Genomic DNA, 19,821 nt, shown 5'->3' with positions numbered 1-19,821 from the left:
CACCTGGTGGATATCGTTTCAGACGTCGCAGAGGCGGATGGCCTCGCGCAGCGAACCGACGGGATCCGGTGCCGCAGGCATGAATTCCTGCGCCAGATACCCATCGAAACCGGTGTCGCGGATCGCGCGACAGATGGCGGGGTAATTGAGTTCCTGCTGGTCCCCGATCTCGTGCCGGCCCGGCACGCCCGCGGTGTGGTAATGCTTGAAACAGGCGTGATGCCTGCCGATGGTGGCGATGATGTCGCCCTCCATGATCTGCATGTGATAGATGTCGTACAGCAGGCCGAAGTTGTCCGAGCCGAGCCGCTGGCACAGTTCCACGCCCCAGGCAGAGTGGTCGCACAGGTAGTCGCGATGATCGACCCTGGAGTTCAGCAGCTCCATCACCAGCACCACGCCACGCTTCTCGGCATGCCCGAGGATGCGCTTGAGGCCGGCCTCGGCATTGGCCATGCCCTCCTGCGGGTCCATGCCGTTGCGGTTGCCGGAAAAGCAGATGAGATTGCGATAGCCGGCATCGGCGACCAGATCGATGTGCCGCGTGTAGCGCTCCACCAGCTGGTCGTGGAACGCACGGCCGGCAAAGCCCTTGGTGAGGCCCAGCTCCGCGCCGTTGCACATCGAGCTGTAGACGCCATGGGCCTTCAGCGTGGGCCAGTCTTCCGGGCCGACCAGATCGATGGCGGCGAACCCGATGTCCTTCACCGTCGTGCAAAGCTGGGCCACCGATTGCTGCGGGAAGGTCCAGCGGGCGACGGAATGCTTCAGGTTGCCCTTGAGTGGCGCGGTGCCGGCGGATGCAGGCAGCACGGCCGCAGCGCCCAAGGCAAGGCTCGCAGCGGCCGCCATGCGCAGCGCATCGCGCCGCGTGAGACCCCCGGCCGGCCCCGATGCCGCCCTGATCGAATGGATGGACATCCGTCTTCCGGCCTCCCAACCGGTGTCAAACGCTGACGATCCGCTGCAATGCAATCGATTGCACCATAGAGGAGGAGATCGTTTTTTTGCAAGACGCGGTGCACGAAAATGCATGCTGCAGGGCACAACGCGCGTGATGCCTGTCGCCTTGTGCGTGCGAAGGGAGAGCGGCATGCCACGCAATCGCGTTCACGGGGCTGCGGGGGGACAGTGCCGCCGCGCAGCGGGATCCGCTTATCGCCGGCAAGTCGTCGCCTGGCGCAGCTTCTCCCTTGAGTTGTGACCCATCGTGCCATGGCTACGGGCAGAAGACAGGCGTCAAACCGGCAGGAAGCAGAGCTTCCCCGTGCACGAAAGAAAAACCCCAGCAAGCACAGCGGCTTACCGGGGTTTCTGTTTGCATCCGTAAAAATCAGAAATCAGAACGGAATATCGTCATCAGCGAAGTCGTCCATCGGCGGCGCCGACTGCTGCGGAGCCTGCTGCTGCGGGCGCTGCTGGCCGTAGCCACCACCACCACCGCCACGCTGACCACCACCGCCGCCGCCGCCACCGCCGTACTCCTGGCGCGGGGCCTGCTGGCGCTGCGGACGTTCGCCGCCACCGCCACCGCCACCACCGCCTTCACGGCCGCCGAGCATCTGCATTTCATCGGCGATGATGTCGGTGGAATACTTCTCCACGCCATCCTGACCGGTGTACTTGTCGTAACGCAGGCTGCCTTCGACGTAGACCGAGCTGCCCTTGCGCAGGTACTCACCAGCGATCTCGCCGAGCTTGCCGAAGAACACCACGCGGTGCCATTCGGTACGCTCCTGCTGGTTGCCATCCTTGTCCTTGCGGACGCTGGTGGTGGCCAGGCTGATGCGGGTGATCGCCATACCGCCCTGGGTGTACTTCACGTCCGGGTCGTTGCCGAGGTTGCCGACCAGGATGACTTTATTGATGCCGCGCGCCATAGGGTTGCTCTTCCGTTGTCCGAGGGCAGGCCGCAGTCATATCACAGCCCCGGGCGGGGTGCAGATCTGCCGGGCCGCCCTTGGGAGAATTGGGGGGGATCCAGATTGCACCATCTTATCATCGCCGCCGTCCCCGACCCTGTCGGAATTCCGGCCGGGAACGACCGGAAACCTGCTCGAGCCATATGCCGCAACGGTGACGGCGGTTCAGTCCCTGCGCCGCAGGCCGCTGGCCGCCAGCCCGAGGGACCTCCCGGCCCCGCCATCACGGTGCATGGCATGATGTCGCTTCACCGTCTCCCCGCCTGCTGAAATGACCATCCGCGGTAAAGCCACCTCCCTCGATATCGCCCACCTGGCCGGCGTCTCCCAGCCCACGGTGTCGCGGGCGCTGCGCGGCAGCCCGATGGTCAACGCCGAAACCCGGCAGCGGATCCTGGCCATCGCCCGGGAGCTGAACTACAAGGTCGACAAGAACGCCTCCAGCCTGCGCCTGCGCAATGCCGGCACACTGGCCCTGCTGTTCTTCGAGGACCCGACCAATGACGATTCGCTGATCAACCCCTTCTTCCACGCGATGCTCGGCTCGATCACGCGGGCCTGCGCGCTGCGCGGTTATGACCTGCTGGTCTCCTTCCAGCAGCTGTCCACCGACTGGCAGGCCGATTACGAGGACAGCAACAAGGCCGACGGCATCATCCTGCTCGGCTATGGCGATTACCACGAGTCGCGCGAGCGGCTGCAGCGGCTGGTCGAGCAAGGCACCCACTTCGTGCGCTGGGGCGCTTCCCTGCCCGACCAGCCCGGTGTCTCGATCGGCAGCGACAACTTCCAGGGCGGTTTCGACATCACCGCCCACCTGCTCGACCAGGGCTGCCGCCGGATCGCGTTCGTCGGCCATGCCTCCAGCCACTATCCCGAGTTCGAGCAGCGCTATCGCGGCCACGTCGAAGCAATGCGGGCGCGAGGCCTCACCGCCGAGCCCTCGCTGCAGCACGATGCGATCACCACCGAGCAGTCCGGCTTCGATGCCTGCCAGGCGCTGCTGGCGCGCGGTGAGCGTATCGATGGGCTGTGCGCGGCCAGCGACCTGATCGCGATCGGTGCGATGCGCGCCCTGCGCGAGCATGGCCTGCGCGTGCCGGAGGACGTGGCGGTCACCGGCTTCGATGACATCCCGCTGGCCGCCTCGGTGTCCCCGCCGCTGTCCACGGTGCAGCAGGACACCAAGCAGGCCGGGCACCTGCTGGTGGAAAAGCTGTTGGCGCTGATCGACGGCCAGCCGGTGGAAGGCCAGAGCATCGCGGTGAAGCAGGTGCTGCGGGAATCCTCGCTGCGCCGCTGAGTCCGTTCAGGGCACCCGCTGGAAGCTCAGGCTCTCGAAGCTGAGGGACCGCGCCTGGCCATCGGCCACGTGGAAGGTCAGCCAGTTGCCGCTGTTGGGGACGAACTCGACCCGGACCTGGTCAAGGTGTTCGCCCGCGGTGGCCACCGCGTCCAGCTGCCCCCAACGCAGCCGCAGTGCCTGGTCACCGGCCGCTTCGACGTTCATCTCGCCGAGCAGCGGGTGCACGTATCTGCCCACGTAGCCATCGCGCGGCAACGTTCGCAGCCACGGGCGTGCCTGGATCGCCTGGCGCTGACGCGCCATGTTCCGCTGCGCCTGGGCCGCCGTTGCCTGCAGGGCCAGGAAGCGGGCGGCGGAGCTCGCTGCGATCCCCTGCTCATGGAGCAGCACGCCATACACGTGATCGGCGATGAGATTGGTCAGCGGTGCGCCCAGCAGGTCCTCGTTGTTGAGCACCACCAGTGCGATGTTCTGATCAGGCATGAAGGACAGGTGCGCGTGGAAGCCGGCGAATCCGCCGAAGTGGTGCAGCAGCCGGTGGCCTTTGTACTGCCCGGTGTACCAGCCCCAGGCATAACCATCGCGCGCAAAGTCCAGATAGCGCGCGCTCAGCGCGACCTGCCGCTGCTGCGAACGGCTGATCACCTGCGGTGCGAAGGCCGGGGTGCCCGCGCACGGGAACTGCGCAATCAGGAACCGGGCCAGGTCCGGTGCGCTGGCGACCATGCCACCGGCCGCCTGCATCGTCCCGTCCGCTTTGCGCAGATACAGGGCCGTGGTCGGTTGCGCGCTGCCCAGTGAGTACGGCTTGGCCAGGGGCCAGCCCGCCGTTTGGGCACGGCTGATCCGGGTGCTGGTATGGCGCATGCCCAGCGGATCGAACACCGCGCGCTGCAACTGGTCCTGCCACGGCAGCGCGTCGTGCTGGTCCATCCAGATACTCAGCAGGTTGTAGCCGAGATTGGTGTAGCCGAAGGTGCCGTGGGGCGCGTCCGGGTCGCGCCGGGTCGCGCCCACCAGCGCCAGCCGCGAGGCAGCGTCATGCACGCCGCTGAAAGCAGTGGCCCAGACCAAGGCGGGGTTGTCCACGCCTGCGGTATGGGTGAGCAGATCACGCACGATGACCGCCTCGGCATCGATACCTTCCAGGCGCATCTGCGGAAACATCTGCTGGAGCGACATCGCCATGTCGAGCTCACCGGCGGCCTCCCTCTGCAGGGCGTTCAGCGCGAAGAACGGCTTGGTCGCCGAGGCGATGTAGAAGACGGTGTCGGCCGTGACCGGCGTACCGGCGGCAATGTCCGCCAAACCGTAGTAGCCCTCATGGATCACTTTGCCGTCCTTCACCACCACGACGGCGGTACCGGACGGCAAGCCGGTCGCGGCCTTGGTCTGTTCGATGAGGGCGGACAGCGGGGCGAAATCGAGCGGCGTGGCGGCGCCGACCGGAGACAGCACGGCCACGGCAAGGCCGGCACAGAGTGCCAGGATGCGTTTCATTCGAGGGTCCTGTTGCAGAGCAGCCGACAGCGGACCTGCCGGCTGGGGTGGGCGGCCGCATCCGCGGCCTGCGCCGGATACCGACGGTCAGGCCGCGGCGGACAACCGGCGGGCGATCGGTCGGGGGGCCGTACGCTGGCTTACTTCAAGCGGCGATCCAGCACGAAGTACACCACGTTGCCCAGACCGGTCGCCCCGAGCAGCAGCGCGATCGCACCCGGCGTGACCCGGTCGATGCCGAGCAGATCGACCAGCCCGAAGGCCAGGGCCAGGGTCAACATCACGCAGCCCCAATGCAGCGCGGCCAGCCGGCGCTTGGTGGTATCGCCGGCCAGCAGCGAACGCACCAGCTCTTCCGAGCCGCGGGCTTCGACGATACGGCGGCGCGTGTGGCCATCGACCACGCTCTTGATGGCATACACGATGCCGAGGATCAGGACGACGGGCAGAATCAGGTTGTAATCCATGGTGCGTTCGTTCCGTTGAGGAGGGGCTTGTCCACTGAGATACGGCCACGGCGGGATCGGTTGCACGGAACACGGTTGCAACCGGAGAGGCACTCGACGTATCTCTATGGAACATGCGCACGTCGCCGCCCCCTCCTGCCGACTGTCTCGATGCCGACCGGAAACTGGTCGACGCCATTCTGTCGCGCCAGCCCGGGGCGTTCGAGCAGCTGGTGCGGGAGTATCAAGGCCTTTGCTGGCGCGTGGTCGATCGCATGGTCCGCCACCCCGACGACACCCGCGAGCTGTGTCAGGAAGCCTTCCTGCGCATCCATCAGACGTTGCATCAATACCGCGGCGAGAGCGCACTGAAATCGTGGGTCGCGCAGGTTGCCTATTCGATTGCCAAGCGGCACCTGGAACGGCGACGCATCCCGCTGGTGGAGAACACCATGGGCGAGGACGGCACCGCATTGATCGAACAGATCGGCGATGGCATCGATCTGGAAGCACGTACCAGCGAGCAGGACATCAACGCGCACCTGCATGCGGCGATCGACGCCCTGCCGCCCCTGCAGCGCACCCTGCTCACGCTCTATCATCTGGAAGAGATCTCCATCGCCGAGATCGCCACCCTCACCGACCTGGCCGAAGGCACCATCAAGAGCCACCTGTTCCGCAGCCGCAAGCGGCTGCGCGAACTGCTCGAATCCCGCATTGGAGTGCCCGCATGAGCAGCACAGACGATTCCCGGATCGACCCCGACGAATGGCACGCCCAGGAACGCGGGCTGCGCGCGGCGCTGAGCGGCCAACGCGCCGGACCGGACGCCCCCGATTACCTGCGTATTGCCCAGGCGATCGCCTCTGCGCCGCAGAGCGGGCCGCCGATGCGCTTCGCCCGCGATGTCGCCGCGCACATCGCCCGGCATGACGCCGGGATCGAACGCTGGGTCTCCCGGGCCCTGCTGGGGGTGCTGGCGGTCGCGGTGCTGGCGTTGGTTTCGCTGTTCGGCCCGGCATGGTGGCGCGCGATCGAGCACGCCGCGGGCAGCGCGGCGACCGGGTGGCTGCTGGCTGGCGCAGCCTGCGTGGCGCTGTCGTGGCTGGCGGCCCGTTGGCGGGCGTCCGGCCGGAAGCACCCATGACTTACGGCGGATGCAGGCTATCTGAATAGGGCGGATAACCGATCCATCGCCCAGGGGAAGCTGTCCGCATGCTTGAGATCCGCGCGCTGTCCAAGACGTACGCCAATGGGGTCCACGCCCTTGCCGGTGTCACCCTCGATATTCCCCGCGGCATGTTCGGGCTGCTCGGCCCGAACGGCGCCGGCAAGTCCTCGCTGATGCGCACCCTGGCCACGCTGCAGGAAGCGGACAGCGGCACCGCCACGTTGTCGATTCCGGGCGAGGCGAGCATTGATGTGCTGCGTGACAAGGATGCGGTGCGCCGGCGGCTGGGGTATCTGCCGCAGGACTTCGGCGTGTACCCGAAGGTCAGCGCACTGGATCTGCTTGAGCATTTCGCAGTGCTCAAGGGCCTCACCCACAAGGCCCAGCGCCGCGAAGTGGTGGACGCGCTGCTGCAGCAGGTCAATCTGTGGGGAGCGCGCAAGCGCAAGCTGGGCACGTACTCCGGCGGCATGCGCCAGCGCTTCGGCATCGCCCAGGCGCTGCTCGGCGACCCACGCCTGGTGATCGTCGATGAACCTACCGCCGGGCTCGACCCGGAAGAGCGCAACCGCTTCCTCAACCTGCTTGCCGCGATCGGCGAGAACGTGGCGGTGATCCTGTCCACGCACATCGTCGAGGATGTCACCGACCTGTGCCCGAGCATGGCCATCATGAACAAGGGGCAGGTGCTGCTGACCGGCAAGCCCAGCGATGCGATCGACGCGCTGCAGCACCAGGTCTGGCGCAAGCAGGTGGACGTTGCCGAACTGCCCGCCTACGAAGCCAACCATGTGGTGCTGTCCACCCGCCTGGTCGGTGGCAGGCCGGTGATCCACGTGCACAGCGCGACCGACCCCGGCGACGGCTTCGCCGCCGTTGCTCCCGATCTGGAAGACGTCTATTTCCAGCGACTGCGCCTGCAGTCGCGGGCCGCCTGACCGGAGCCCGCCGATGATCGCTGCCTTCTTCCGCTTCGAGCTGCGCGAGCAGCTCCGTTCCCCGCTGCTGTGGCTGCTGGCGGGCCTGTTCGCGCTGATGGCCTTCGGTGCCGCGTCCACCGACGCGATACAGATCGGCGGTGGCACCGGCAACGTGCACAGCAATGCACCCATCGTGATCGCCACGGTGCTGGGCATGTTTACCCTGCTGGGCATACTGGTCTCCACGCTGTTCGTCAGCAACGCGTTGCTGCGCGACTTCGATCTGGGCACCGCCGAGCTGATCTTCGCCAGCCCGATCAAACGCCGCGACTATCTGGCCGGGCGCATCGGTGCGGCCCTGGTCAGCGGGCTGCTGGTCTACGTGATCATCGCCCTGGGCCTGGCGCTGGGGCCGTTCATGCCCTGGGTGGATCCGGCCCGCATGGGCCCGGTCTCGCTGTACAGCTATGTGTGGGCCTTCGGGGTGATCGTGATCCCGAACCTGGTCTTCACCACGGCGCTGCTGGCGTTGCTCGCGGCCACCACGCGCTCGATCCTGTGGGTCTACATCGGCGTGATCGGTTACTTCGTGCTGTACGGCGTCAGCGCCGCCCTGCTCAGCGACATCGACAACACCTGGGTGGCCGTGTTGAGCGAGCCGCTCGGCCTGCGCGCGCTGTCACGGACCATCCGCTACTGGTCGGTGGCCGAGCGCAACAGCGGCCTGCCCGCCGTGGCCGGTCAGCTGCTGGCCAACCGCGCGCTGTGGCTGGGCGTGGCGGCCGTACTGTACGCCGCCACGTTCGCCTTGTTCCGCACCGAACGCAGCGGCAGCGCCGGACGTCGCTGGGGACGCAAGAGCGCCCTCGTGACGACCGCGCCCGCACAGCGGCCGAGCCAGGTCGTAGTGCCCCGCGTGGTGCCGGGCCACGGCGCCGGCACCGCGTGGAGGCAATTCCTGCACCAGGTCCGCTTCGACACCAGCGGCGTGCTGCGCAGCGTGCCGTTCCTGGTGCTGCTGATACTGGGGCTGTGCAACTTCCTGCCCGGCGCGCTGTTCCGCCAGACCCTGTACGGCACGCCGATCTGGCCGGTCACCTCGGAGATGCTGACCGCCCTGCAGGGCGCCTACAGCTGGCTGCTGATCATCATCGTGCTGTTCTTCGCCGGCGAACTGGTCTGGAAAGAGCGCGCGGCCCGGATCAATGAAGTCACCGATGCGATGCCCGTCCCCAACTGGGTCCCGCTGCTGGCCAAGTTCGCCACGCTGGTGGCGGTGATCGCCTGCTTCCAGGCGATCGGTGCGCTGGCCGCGATCGCGGTACAGCTGAGCAAGGGCTACACGCAGATCGAGCCACTGGTGTATCTCAAGACCCTGGCACTGGACTCGGTCGTCTACCTGTTGATGGGCGGCCTGGCGCTGGTGCTGCAGGTACTGACCAACAACAAGTTCATCGGCTACGCGCTGCTGATCGTGGTGATGATCGGCCAGGCGGTGCTGGGCATGCTCGACTACACCCAGAACCTGTACAACTTCGGCAGCTGGCCGATCGCGCCGTACTCGAACATGAACGGCTACGGCCATTTCCTGCCGGGGCAACTGGCTTTCCAGGGCTACTGGGCGCTGTTCCTGCTGGCGCTGCTGTGTGTCGCCTCGGCGTTCTGGGTCCGTGGTGTCGGCACCAGCCTGCGCCAGCGCCTGGTGCTGGCGGGCCGTCGCCTGCGCGGCCCGGCCGGGCTGGGCGCCGCCGTCGCAACGCTGGCCTTCATCGGGCTGGGCGGCTGGCTGTACTGGAGCACCAACATCCGCAACGAATTCCTCTCACCGGACCAGCAGTGGACCTGCAGGCCCGCTACGAGCGTGAACTGTCGCGCTACCGCGACCTGCCGCAACCGCGCATCGTCGCGGTGGACAACCGGATCGACCTGCACCCGGAAACCCAGTCGGTGGTGATCGATGCGTACTGGACGGTGCGCAACACCCACACCACCCCCATCGCGCAGCTGCACGTGGCGATGAACGACGACAAGCAGCTGACCGCGGTCGACCTGGGCGGCCAGACGCTGGCGATGCATGACGCCGAGCTGGGCTATCGCATCTACCAGCTGACCGCCCCGCTGCAGCCAGGGGAGGAACGCCGCATCCACTTCCGCGTCAACCAGCATCCGACCGGCATCACCTCCGATCAGGCGCCCACCGACCTGGTGGAGAACGGCAGTTTCTTCAACAGCCGGCTGCTGCCCTCGTTCGGGTACAACCAGGGCGTGCAGATCACCGACCGCAACGAACGCCGCAAGCGCGGCCTCGGCGAGCCGAGCCGCATGCCTAGGCTGGAGGACCAGGCCGCCCGCGCGAACAACTACGTGACCGACGATGCCGACTGGCTGGCCTTCCGCAGCACGATCTGCACCGCACCGGACCAGATCGCGCTGGCGCCGGGCTACCTGCAGCACGAAGCGACCGTCAACGGGCGGCGCTGCTTCAGCTACGCCATGGACCGGCCGATGCTCAACTTCTATGCCTACCTCTCGGCGCGTTGGGAAGTGAAGCGCGCGGCATACAAGGGCATCCCGATCGAGGTGTACTACGATGCGCGGCACGGCTACAACGTGGACCGCATGATCGAGGCGGTTCAGAAGTCGCTGGCGTATTACGAGGCCAACTTCACGCCGTACCAGCACCGGCAGGTGCGCATCATCGAGTTCCCGGGCTACGCGCGTTTCGCCCAGTCGTTCGCCAACACCATCCCCTACTCTGAATCGATCGGCTTCATCGCCGACCTGCGCAATCGTGACAAGGTGGACTACGTGTTCTACGTGACCGCCCACGAGGTCGCGCACCAGTGGTGGGCGCACCAGGTGATCGGTGCCAACGTGCAGGGCGCGACGATGTTGTCCGAATCGCTTTCCCAGTACTCGGCGCTGATGGTGATGGAGAAGGAGTACGGGCGGCAGCAGATGCGCCAGTTCCTGAAGACGGAACTGGATGGTTACCTGTCCGGGCGTGGCAGCGAGGGCATCGAGGAGCTGCCGCTGGCACGGGTGGAGAACCAGCAGTACATCCACTACGAAAAGGGCTCACTGGCGTTCTACCGCCTGCGCGAAGAGATCGGCGAGGCCGCACTCAACCGTGCGCTCAAGCGTTTCCTGCAGGACAAGGGCTTCCAGCAACCGCCCTACACCACCTCGACCGAACTGCTGGGCTACATCCGGGCGGAGACGCCGGCCGACCGCCAGCAACTGGTGACCGATCTGTTCGAGAAGATCAGCTTCTACGACAACCGCGTGCTGGCCGCGACCGCGCGCAAGCGGGCGGACGGCAAGTACGACGTCACGCTGAAGCTGCATGCCGAAAAGCGCTATGCCGACGGTGACGGCAAGGAGACCGCTGGCGCCATGGACGACTGGATCGAGCTCGGCGTGTTCGCCAACGCTGCGTCGGGCAAGGAGCGCGACCAGAAGGTGCTGTACCTGCAGCGCCACCACGTCTCCGAGGCCAACCCGTCGATCACCGTGACGGTGGACGGCAAGCCGGATGAAGCGGGCTTCGATCCCTACAACAAGCTGATCGATCGGGTCTCCTCGGACAACCGGCGCAAGGTGACGCTGCAGTAGAACGCAGCGTCAGCGTGGGCCGTTGGCGAAGTCCTTCAGGATTTCGCCGACGCCCGATGGCGAGATCTCAAATCCCAGCGGCGTGCCGGGATTGATCACCACGCCGTAGCCGCCGGGAACGCGCTTGAGCACGTCCAGCATCAGCATGCGGAGGGTGTGCGGGGCCTGCTGGCTGTGGAAACCGACCCGGCTCATATCGGTGAACACGGACACGTGCAGCACGCCCTGCTTGTCGAACAGCAGCGGGTCGAAACCGCTGCCGTCCGGGGTCACCAGGCTGCCGGTGAGCAGCACCACCTCGGACGCCACGAAGGCCTTCATGAACAGGCCGATCGGCAGCTGGCCGTCCATTGCCGTCTTGAGCAGCGTTTCGATCGGGGTCTGGGGGGCAGCGTCGTTCATGGAATGCGGGGGTAGGGGTGGGGCCGCTAGTGTACCGCCGGGGGTGCCGGGAGCCGGCCAGCGGCCGGCACTACGGGCTGGCCGGATCGCCGACGAGGTAGAGGTGGAACGTCGGGTCTTCCTCGGCCAGCGCGACATGCGGGAGACCGAGCCGCGGCAGGGCCCGCAGCCAGTAGGCATGCGCCGCCAGATCGCCGCGGAACACTGCGAGCAGCCATTGCCCCTCGCCGGGGCGCAGCAGTGTGCTGACCACATAAGCGGCCAGGCCTTGCCGCCGGTACTTGGGGAGCACGAAGAGGTCGGCCAGTTCGGGATAGTGGTGCCCGTCCCGTTCCACCCGGTCCACCAGCACGAAGCCGGCGAGTGCTTCGTCGACGAACAGCAGCCGTGCCCACTGCGGGTCATCGCGCAGCGAGGCCTCGACGTCGCGCCGGTCACAGTCGAACAGGCCGTCGGGACGTACCTCTTCCCCGCTCCAGGCCGAGGCCTCGAAGTAGTAGAACTGCATCAGATGGAACAGGCGCTCGGCGTCGCCGGACGTTGCGTGGCGCAGGGACAGGCGTGACATGGACACCTTACTCGGGAAGACCGCACTGCGCGGTCGCGAGCCCGATTGTAAGGCCCGGCCCACCGCAAACGGCAGACTGGGCATCGCCCGGCTACTTCGCCAGGCGCTTCGTGCGCGCACGCTGGTCGTCGACCGCTGCCTTCAACTGCTGCTGCAGCGCCGTCTGGTCGACCGGTGCATCCAGCACGAACACGCGCACGCCGTGTGCGGGTACCTCGGCAGTCAGCGACCCCTTCACCGTCTGGCTGGCACCGCCCAGTGCGTCGCGCCAGGTACCGGCCTGTAGATAGCGGCGGACCTCAAGGGTGCGGGCGGTGTCACCCTTGTTGAGCAGGACCAGCGCGGTCTGGGCGGTATCGCCCTGCTGCAGCACGCGGAAGAACACCGCTTCATCGCCGTGCAGGCGCTCGTTGACCTGCAGCCCGCGCTGCAGGGCGGGGGTGGCCTCACGCAGTTTGGCGATGCGTTGCAGCGGCGCGTAGATCGGGCTCTTCGGCGCCTCATCGACGCGCTTCTGGCCGAAGTAGGCACGGTTGCCGGCATGCTCGGCGCGGCTGCGCATGAAGCCGGTTTCCGAGCCGTAGTAGATCACCGGGATGCCACGCGCGGTGAACAGCCAGTTGTGGGCGTCGATGAACCCGGCATCGGTTGCGTCCAAGCGCGCCATGTCGTGGTTGTCGTAGAAGCTCATCAGCTCGTACGGATTCGCATATGGCCCATGGAGCAGGTGCAGCGGTTCGGCCAGCGTCTCAAAGCCCTTCTGTTCTTTGCCGAACACGGACGACAGTGCGCCACGCAGCGGGAAGTCCAGCACGGAGACGTTCGCATTGGCCGGCCAGGTGTGCTCGGCGATCTTGCTGGCGTCGTAGTCGAACGCTTCGCCGAACATGAACATGCCCGGATGCTCCGCGCGGATGCGGTTGACGAAGGCATGCCACCACGGGTGTGGCAGCCAGCCGATGGTGTCGATGCGCAACGCATCCACGCCCTGCGCGGTCCACTGCAGGTACGCGCCCACCAGGTAGTCCATCACCGCCGGATTGTGCTCGTTGAAATCGGAGAGTTCGGCCAGGTTGCCATCGAAGATCGAGCCGCTCTTCCCGTCCACCGGGCCGATGTTGTTGTAGAACGCGTGCAACGGGTTGTGGACCGGGTCCAGCTGCTGCGGCGGGAGGTTCTGATGGTCGGCGATCAGCCGGCCGTCCTTGTCGAAGATCTGCCCGAACTGCAGCTGCGCCACCGGCATCGTCCACGCGGGCGAGCCATGGTTGCCCACGATATCCAGCACCACCTTCAGATCGGCCGCGTGCAGGCCACGGGTGAAATCGGCGAAGTCCAGGTCCTTGCTCGGCAGATGTTCGTCGAGCGTGTAGAAGTTGACGCCCCAGTAGCCGTGGTAGCCGGTCTTGCCGCGGTCGGTCAGCGTGCTGGTGCAGCTGATCGGCTTGCTGCCGGTGAAGGCCTGGTCCGGGTTGTCGATGATCGGGGTGATCCACACCGCGCCGAAGCCCAGATTGCGGATGTACGCGGCGTTGTCGAGCACCCCCTTGAAGTCACCGCCCAGATAGCCGATGTTGCCGTCCACCTTGTCCGGGCACGGCACCGGGATGTCGAAGGTGGGGTGTGCACCGCCCTGGTCGCGGTGATCGTTGGACGGGTCGCCATTGACGAAGCGGTCGGTGACCACGAAGTAGACCGCCTGGCTGGCGAACGGCTCACGCGTGCCGACATAGTCCGGGCGCTCGACGGCCAGGGCGGGACTGGCGGACAGCACGAATGAAAGGGCCAGCGACAACGACGAATACCGGGACATCAGACACGCTCCTGTTGGGATGGCACATACAGCACGCACAGGCCGGCCAGCAGCAGGCTACCGCCCCCAAGTGCGAGCACGTGCATCGGGTCACCGCCCAGCCACGTGCGCAGCAGGAAGCCGAGCGCACTGGCCGCGACCAGCTGCGGGATCACGATGAAGAAATTGAACAGGCCCATGTAGATCCCCATCTTGGCCGCCGGCACGCTGTCGGACAGCAGCGCATACGGCAGCGACAGGATCGAGGCCCAGGCGAAGCCGACGCCGACCATGGACAGCAGCAGCCAGTGCGGATCTCGGATGAACAGCATCGAGATCAGCCCCAGGCCGCCCAGCCACAGGTTGACCAGGTGACTCCAGCGCAGGCCCAGTGCGCGCACCATCAACGGGATCAGCAAGGCCGCCAGTGCGGCGAAGCCGTTGTAGGCACCGAACAGCACGCCAACCCAGTTGGCACCTTCGTTGTAGGCGGCCGAGGCGGTATCGGTCGAGCCGAAGTGCGTACCGGCGACGGCGGCCGTGGTGTATATCCACATCGCGAACAGCGCGAACCACGAGAAGAACTGCACCCACGCCAGGCGACGCATGGTGCGTGGCATCGCACGCAGGTCGTCGACGATGGTGGCCAGCATGTTCGCGCCGGGCACGCAGCGCGCCACACCGAGCAGCACGCCATAGGCGACGCAAAGGCCGGCGAGCACATACAGCATGCGGTCACCCTGCTGCGACGCGATGGCGGCGGCAAGCACGAGACCGGCCGCCACCCAGCCACCGATCTGCGCCCAGGGTGGCGGTACGGCCACGCGCGCACTGTGGTGCACGGCGGCCGGCTCGGCATCGTCGAAGCGGGCCAGTTCGGCAGGCGAGTACTCCCGGGTGCTGACCACCGTCCAGGTGATCGCCGCCAGCAACACCGCCGCGCCGAAGTAGAACGCGTAGCGCACGGTATCGGGCACCTGCCCCGCTGCGGCCGTATTGGCCACGCCGAAGTGGGCCAGGATGAAAGGCAGGAAGCTGGCGACGATGGCGCCGATGCCGATGAAGAAGCTCTGCATCGCAAAGCCGGTCGGCCGCTGCCGCGGGGCCAGCTGATCGCCGACGAACGCGCGGAACGGCTCCATCGATACGTTGATCGAAGCATCCAGCACCCAGAGCGTGCCGGCCGCAATCCACAGCGTCGGCGAATTCGGCATCACCAGCAGGGCGAGCGTGGTCAGTACCGCACCGATCATGAAAAACGGGCGACGGCGACCCCAGCGCGTCCAGGTGCGGTCCGACAGGTAGCCGATCACCGGCTGCACCAGCAGGCCGGTCAGTGGCGCGGCGATCCACAGCCCGGGCACCGCATCCATCGGGGCGCCGAGCGTCTCGAAGATGCGGCTGGCATTCGCGTTCTGCAGCGCGAAGCCGAACTGGATGCCGAGGAAGCCGAAGCACATGTTCCAGATCTGCCAGAACGACAGCGTCGGCTTGGGCGAACGGCTCATCGGCGCGGCTCCGTCGAGGCCGCCACCGGCATCAGGGTCAGTGCGGATACGCGCGCCTGGTTGAGCACGCCCGCGCTGCCGCCCTTGCCGCCGTTGTACTGCGCGAAGTGGGTCAGCGCGCTCATGTTGAAGCCCTCCTCCAGCGAGAGGCGGCAGGCCCCTGCCGGCGTCTCGAACTCTACGGCTGTTGAATCCTGTTCGCCCACGCTGTGCGGCATCACGATGGGGCGGCGCTGCTCGGGCTGGCCCGCACACTGCAGCACCAGCGTCTTCACCGCCGCGGTCACACCGGTGTTGATCGGGCCGTTGGGGTTGTTGTATCGCAGGCGTGCACGCCAGCGGCCGGCGGTCGGTGCGGTCCACTCCCACTGCGTGTCGCCGGCCAGCACCTGCTGCGGGCCGATGCAGGTCATCGGGCTGTGCAGCGATTCCAGCGCGCCTGCACGGCGGGTCAGGCTCAGGCAGTGGCTGGCACCGTCCTTGACCAGCGTGGCGACACCCTGCACGGTCACTACTTGCTGGCCGTCGCGCCACAGCACGTGCCCGGCAGGCACCGTGATCTGCCAGCCAGCCTTCGTTTCACGCGGCACCGGGGCGGCGGGGGTGGCCGGGGCGAACACCGCCGAGGGACGCAGGATGGCCGGTGATGGCGTCGCGCCCGTGGCATGCAACGGCACCAGCTGCACCGTGGTGGTCGTGCCGTCGCGCTGGATATCACCCGCCACCAACAGCTCGCCGGCAAGCTGCTTCGGTCGCACCAGCACGTAACGCTGTTCGCCATCGTCCAGGCGGATGCGGTCCTGCGCACCGAACAGCGTCGGCACCAGCGATGCCGGCAGCTTCGGCGCGATACGACCGTCGTCCTCCACGCCGAACACACCTTCCAGCACCATCGAGAGATAGCCGGCCACCGACCACAGCTGGCGTGGCGAATTGACCACCGGGCCGCTGAGGGCACCTTCATCGACATGCACCGCCAGCGTGCGCATCTCGTAGTTCTCCATGTTGGAACCGGCCAGCGCAGTGCCGCGCATCAGCGACTCGATCTCCATGGCGATGCGCGGGGCATCGTCCAGCCGGCGCGCCGCGCGCAGCGAGTACGCGCTGACGAAGGGCCAGATGCCGCGGTTGTGGTAAATCGGCTGTTGGGCTTCCTGCGGCCAGACGACCGGACTGCCACCGGCCACGGCCGGGTAGTTCGACAGGGCACGCCGCGCGCGATCGGCCGGAAACACATCGGCCAGCACGCCCAGCGAGAGCGCGAGCAGGTCGTACTTGGCATACGGCACCGGGTGCGCGGCTTCACCGATGTAGCTCATGTACTGCCCGGCATCCTCGCGCCAGAAGCGCGCGTCGATCTGGCGGGCCAGCGCGTCGGCCCATTGACCGTACGTGGCAGCCCGCGCATCGCCGTGCTGGCGTGCCAGCTGCCCGGCCAGCCGCAGGGCCTGGTAGTGGAGCACGTTGGTGGACAGCGCGAAGGACTCGCCGATGAAGCGCACGTCTTCGCGGGTCCAATCCGGGTAGGTCTGCTCACGCCAATCCAGGAACGAAGTCTCGCCGCGATACAGGCCGATCCGTGCATCGAACACCGCTGCACGATCCTGCGCCAGGGTGGCCTGCAGTGCCTGCCAGACCTGGTCGGCAAAGGCCGCGTCATCCAGCAGCCCGCGTGCGGCCAGGAACCACACCACGCGGTCGCTGCTGATCGGCCAGCTGCCACCGGAGCCGGTGTCCTGGGCGACGAACAGGCCTGGCGTATGCCCATCGCGTGCGGTGGACAGCTTGAACTGCAGCGACTGGCGCGTGCGTACCGGATCCAGACGCGACAGCGCCAGATCCGCGGCGAAGCTCACATCGCGGGTCCACACATAGGGCCAGCGCTCGCCGGTCTGGAAGCATGCGCAGGGAACCGGGCGGCCGTGATTGAAGGCCGGGTCGCGGATCGCCTCCACGCGGTCGGCATCCATCTCCTGCTGGGCCAGCCCGAACAGCGCATCGAACAGCACACTGCCGGTTTCGCTGCGCATCGGCTGCGCGTTGACGCGCACCTCGCCCTGCGGTGCGTGCAGACGGTAGCCACCTTCAACGGCGGTCTCGGCACGCGCATGGCGGCCATCGAAGTCCAGGTCGGCCGCACGTGCGGTGGACCCCATCGCTGCCCCGAGGGCAACGGTCAGGCAGATCATCTTCAGCATCGAAGTGGCGAACCGGCTCGCGCCTGTTGCCTCCCTCCCCTTTGCTCGCGTTGTAGGTCCGCACCGCCTCGCGGCGATGCGCTCGCGGCCCCCTCCCAGGGTGCCTTGGGCCCATGGTAGACGGCACGCCGCAGCCTGCATCGAGCTGCATACGTATTCATGGCCAGGGCGGTCGGCAATCGTGACCGCCTCGCTATAGTCCGGGGGTGTTTTCGGCCGCCTTGGGAGGGGAAATGCCGTCACTGTCGCATCCAACAAACGGGCATTTCGCACGTCGTCGCCTGCCCCTGCTGGGCTGGATCCTCTGCGCATTCAGCGCCACCGCCTTCGCCCAGCCGGTCACTGTCGCCAGTGTCGAGTCGCCCGGCAAGGTACTGCGCGTGTCGCTGCAACTGGATGGTGGCAACCCCAGCTACCGGGTGGACCGTTTCGGCGAAACGGTGGTGGACAACTCCAAGCTCGGCTTCCAACTGCGCGATGGCCGCCTGGACCGCGACCTTGCCGTGGTCGGCCAGCAGTCGCGCAGCGTCGATGAGACCTGGGAGCAGCCCTGGGGCGAGCGCCGGCTGACCCGCAACCACTTCAACGAAGTGGTGGTGCAGCTGGTCGAGCGCAGCGGCACCAAGCGGCGCATCGATGTGGTGTTCCGGGTCTACGACGACGGCCTGGGCTTTCGCTATCGCTTCCCGCAGCAGCCGGGGATGCGCGAGGCGATCATCGATGATGAGCTGACCGAGTTCGCGATCGCACCGACCGCCACCGCCTGGTGGATTCCGGCCGGCGAGCCGATCCACTACGAATATCTTTACCAGCGTACGCCGCTGGACCAGGTGCCGCTTGCGCACACGCCGATGACGCTGCGCAGCCGCGATGGACTGCATGTCTCCATCCATGAAGCGGCCCTGGTGGACTACGCCGGCATGTGGCTGCGCCGCACCGAAGGCCAGCGCCTGCGGGCGCAGCTGTCACCCTCGGCCGAAGGCTGGAAAGTGCGGCGCAGCCTGCCCTTCGATACGCCGTGGCGCACGCTGCAGATCAGCGACACCGCCGGCGGGCTGGTCGAATCCAGCCTGATCCTCAACCTCAACGAACCCAATGTGCTGGGTGACGTGAGCTGGGTGAAGCCCTCCAAGTACCTGGGTGTGTGGTGGTCGATGCATCTGGACAAGGAAAGCTGGGCCACCGGCCCGCGACATGCTGCCACCACGGCCAAGACCCAACGCGTGATCGACTTCGCTGCCCGGCATGGCTTCCGCAGCGTGCTGGTGGAAGGCTGGAACCCTGGCTGGAACGGCGACTGGGTCGGCAACGGCTACGCGTTCGATTTCACCCGGCCCACTGCGGACTTCGACATCGAGGCGCTGTCGACCTACGGCGCGACGAAGGGCGTACACCTGATCGGCCACCATGAAACCGGCTGCGCCATCGAACACTACGAGGATCAGCTCGGCGCGGCGCTGGATCTCTACGCGCGGCTGGGCGTGGACTCGTTCAAGAGCGGCTATGTGTGCGATGACGGCCAGGTGGATCGGCGCAACCCGGCGGGTGGGCCACTGTGGCGCGAGTGGCACGATGGCCAGTTCATGGCCCGCCATCACCTCAAGGTGGTGCAGGAGGCGGCCAGACGGCATATCGCGGTGAACCCGCACGAGCCGATCAAGGACACCGGCCTGCGCCGCACCTACCCGAACTGGATCACCCGCGAAGGTGCACGTGGGATGGAGTACAACGCCTGGGGACAGCCGCCGAATCCGCCTGAGCACGAGGTCAACCTGGTGTTCACCCGGATGCTGTCCGGGCCGATGGATTACACCCCCGGCATCCTCAGCCTGAAGGGCCGTGGCGGCCAGGCGATCCCCAGCACGCTGGCGCGCCAGCTCGCCCTGTACGTGACGATCTACAGCCCGATCCAGATGGCCGCCGACCTGCCCGAGCACTATGAGCAGCACCGTGAGGCCTTCCGCTTCATCGAAGATGTGGCGGTGGACTGGGAGGACACCCGCGTGCTCAACGGCGAGGTGGGCGACTTCGTGACCATCGTGCGCAGGGACCGCCACAGCCGCGACTGGTTCCTGGGCAGCATCACCGACGAACATGGCCGCGTGCTGCCCATCCCGCTGGGCTTCCTGGAGCCGGGCGTACGTTACCGGGCGGAAATCTATCGCGATGGGGACGGCGCCGATTTCCGCAGCAACCCCTTCGCTTTCGTGCGCGAGACCCGCGAGGTCACCAGCGCCGACGCGCTGACGCTGGTGCTTGCGCCGGGCGGCGGCCAGGCGATCCGCTTTACCCCGCTGTAGACCTGATCAGAGGTCTCGACGCAGGCCCATGACGTTTGCACGGCAAACCGTGGCGCGGTGGCGCGGTGGCGCGCATGCGCCAACGCACCTGTAATCGCTTCCAACACGGCAAACGTCATTGAATACGTATGCAGGGTGATTCCCGCGGCAGGCGCGCTGCCTACCATAGCCAC

14 protein-coding genes and 1 pseudogene are annotated in these 19,821 nt (G+C 66.9%); 6 read left to right on the top strand and 9 right to left on the bottom strand.

Annotation, left to right across the window (positions count from 1 at the left end):
* Positions 1 to 18: 18 nt before the first annotated feature.
* Both BIZ42_RS14480 and BIZ42_RS14475 read right to left on the bottom strand, forming a co-directional pair.
* Entirely contained in the window at positions 19 to 921 is a 903-nt protein-coding gene (locus BIZ42_RS14480; protein WP_172838081.1) for a TIM barrel protein, read from the bottom strand.
* Between the two features lie 419 nt (positions 922 to 1,340).
* A complete protein-coding gene (locus tag BIZ42_RS14475) occupies positions 1,341 to 1,880 on the bottom strand; it encodes a single-stranded DNA-binding protein (RefSeq protein ID WP_019185702.1) in 540 nt (179 codons plus the stop codon).
* Between the two features lie 313 nt (positions 1,881 to 2,193).
* On the opposite strand from BIZ42_RS14475, the gene BIZ42_RS14470 reads away from it, so the two are divergent.
* Positions 2,194 to 3,225, top strand: coding sequence for a LacI family DNA-binding transcriptional regulator (locus tag BIZ42_RS14470; RefSeq protein ID WP_019185701.1), 1,032 nt, complete (start codon positions 2,194 to 2,196; stop codon positions 3,223 to 3,225).
* A gap of 6 nt (positions 3,226 to 3,231) precedes the next feature.
* Here the strand turns inward: BIZ42_RS14470 and BIZ42_RS14465 are convergent, their stop codons facing one another.
* Both BIZ42_RS14465 and BIZ42_RS14460 read right to left on the bottom strand, forming a co-directional pair.
* The gene (locus tag BIZ42_RS14465) at positions 3,232 to 4,728 is read right to left on the bottom strand and encodes a serine hydrolase domain-containing protein (RefSeq protein WP_070426822.1); all 1,497 of its coding nucleotides are present in this window, start codon (positions 4,726 to 4,728) and stop codon (positions 3,232 to 3,234) included.
* Positions 4,729 to 4,868: 140 nt separating this feature from the next.
* Positions 4,869 to 5,195 carry a hypothetical protein gene (locus BIZ42_RS14460; protein WP_019185699.1) on the bottom strand — a complete coding sequence of 109 codons (327 nt, stop codon included), beginning with the start codon at positions 5,193 to 5,195 and terminating at the stop codon, positions 4,869 to 4,871.
* A 113-nt stretch (positions 5,196 to 5,308) separates the two neighbouring features.
* On the opposite strand from BIZ42_RS14460, the gene BIZ42_RS14455 reads away from it, so the two are divergent.
* From BIZ42_RS14455 to BIZ42_RS14440, 4 genes and pseudogenes are all read left to right on the top strand, one after another.
* Positions 5,309 to 5,908 carry a sigma-70 family RNA polymerase sigma factor gene (locus BIZ42_RS14455; RefSeq protein WP_070426821.1) on the top strand — a complete coding sequence of 200 codons (600 nt, stop codon included), beginning with the start codon at positions 5,309 to 5,311 and terminating at the stop codon, positions 5,906 to 5,908.
* Positions 5,905 to 6,321 carry a hypothetical protein gene (locus tag BIZ42_RS14450; protein ID WP_070426820.1) on the top strand — a complete coding sequence of 139 codons (417 nt, stop codon included), beginning with the start codon at positions 5,905 to 5,907 and terminating at the stop codon, positions 6,319 to 6,321. The genes BIZ42_RS14455 and BIZ42_RS14450 overlap by 4 nt, the downstream gene beginning before the upstream one ends.
* A gap of 68 nt (positions 6,322 to 6,389) precedes the next feature.
* Positions 6,390 to 7,283 carry an ABC transporter ATP-binding protein gene (locus BIZ42_RS14445; protein WP_070426819.1) on the top strand — a complete coding sequence of 298 codons (894 nt, stop codon included), beginning with the start codon at positions 6,390 to 6,392 and terminating at the stop codon, positions 7,281 to 7,283.
* 13 nt (positions 7,284 to 7,296) lie between these two features.
* A pseudogene (locus BIZ42_RS14440) lies at positions 7,297 to 10,880 on the top strand (M1 family aminopeptidase).
* Positions 10,881 to 10,889: 9 nt separating this feature from the next.
* Here the strand turns inward: BIZ42_RS14440 and BIZ42_RS14435 are convergent.
* The 5 genes from BIZ42_RS14435 to BIZ42_RS14415 form a co-directional block, all read right to left on the bottom strand.
* Complete coding sequence (locus BIZ42_RS14435) at positions 10,890 to 11,282, bottom strand: SseB family protein (RefSeq protein WP_070426818.1); 393 nt, start codon at positions 11,280 to 11,282, stop codon at positions 10,890 to 10,892.
* 70 nt (positions 11,283 to 11,352) lie between these two features.
* Positions 11,353 to 11,850 carry a GNAT family N-acetyltransferase gene (locus BIZ42_RS14430; protein WP_070426817.1) on the bottom strand — a complete coding sequence of 166 codons (498 nt, stop codon included), beginning with the start codon at positions 11,848 to 11,850 and terminating at the stop codon, positions 11,353 to 11,355.
* A 91-nt stretch (positions 11,851 to 11,941) separates the two neighbouring features.
* Complete coding sequence (locus BIZ42_RS14425; RefSeq protein ID WP_070426816.1) at positions 11,942 to 13,663, bottom strand: alpha-amylase family glycosyl hydrolase; 1,722 nt, start codon at positions 13,661 to 13,663, stop codon at positions 11,942 to 11,944.
* Positions 13,663 to 15,150, bottom strand: a complete 1,488-nt coding sequence (locus tag BIZ42_RS14420; protein ID WP_070426815.1) for an MFS transporter — start codon at positions 15,148 to 15,150, stop codon at positions 13,663 to 13,665. The genes BIZ42_RS14425 and BIZ42_RS14420 overlap by 1 nt, the downstream gene beginning before the upstream one ends.
* A complete protein-coding gene (locus BIZ42_RS14415; protein WP_070426814.1) occupies positions 15,147 to 17,348 on the bottom strand; it encodes a Six-hairpin glycosidase-like protein in 2,202 nt (733 codons plus the stop codon). The genes BIZ42_RS14420 and BIZ42_RS14415 overlap by 4 nt, the downstream gene beginning before the upstream one ends.
* 233 nt (positions 17,349 to 17,581) lie before the next feature.
* On the opposite strand from BIZ42_RS14415, the gene BIZ42_RS14410 reads away from it, so the two are divergent.
* Positions 17,582 to 19,648 (top strand): glycoside hydrolase family 97 protein, encoded by a 2,067-nt coding sequence (locus BIZ42_RS14410; RefSeq protein ID WP_070426813.1) that lies wholly within the window; start codon positions 17,582 to 17,584, stop codon positions 19,646 to 19,648.
* The last annotated feature ends 173 nt before the right edge of the window (positions 19,649 to 19,821 follow it).

This window comes from Stenotrophomonas sp. LM091, assembly GCF_001806305.1.
Lineage (GTDB): Bacteria > Pseudomonadota > Gammaproteobacteria > Xanthomonadales > Xanthomonadaceae > Stenotrophomonas > Stenotrophomonas bentonitica_A.
Note: the sequence above shows the minus strand (reverse complement) of the source record. Positions and strands in the feature narration are given on the sequence as shown.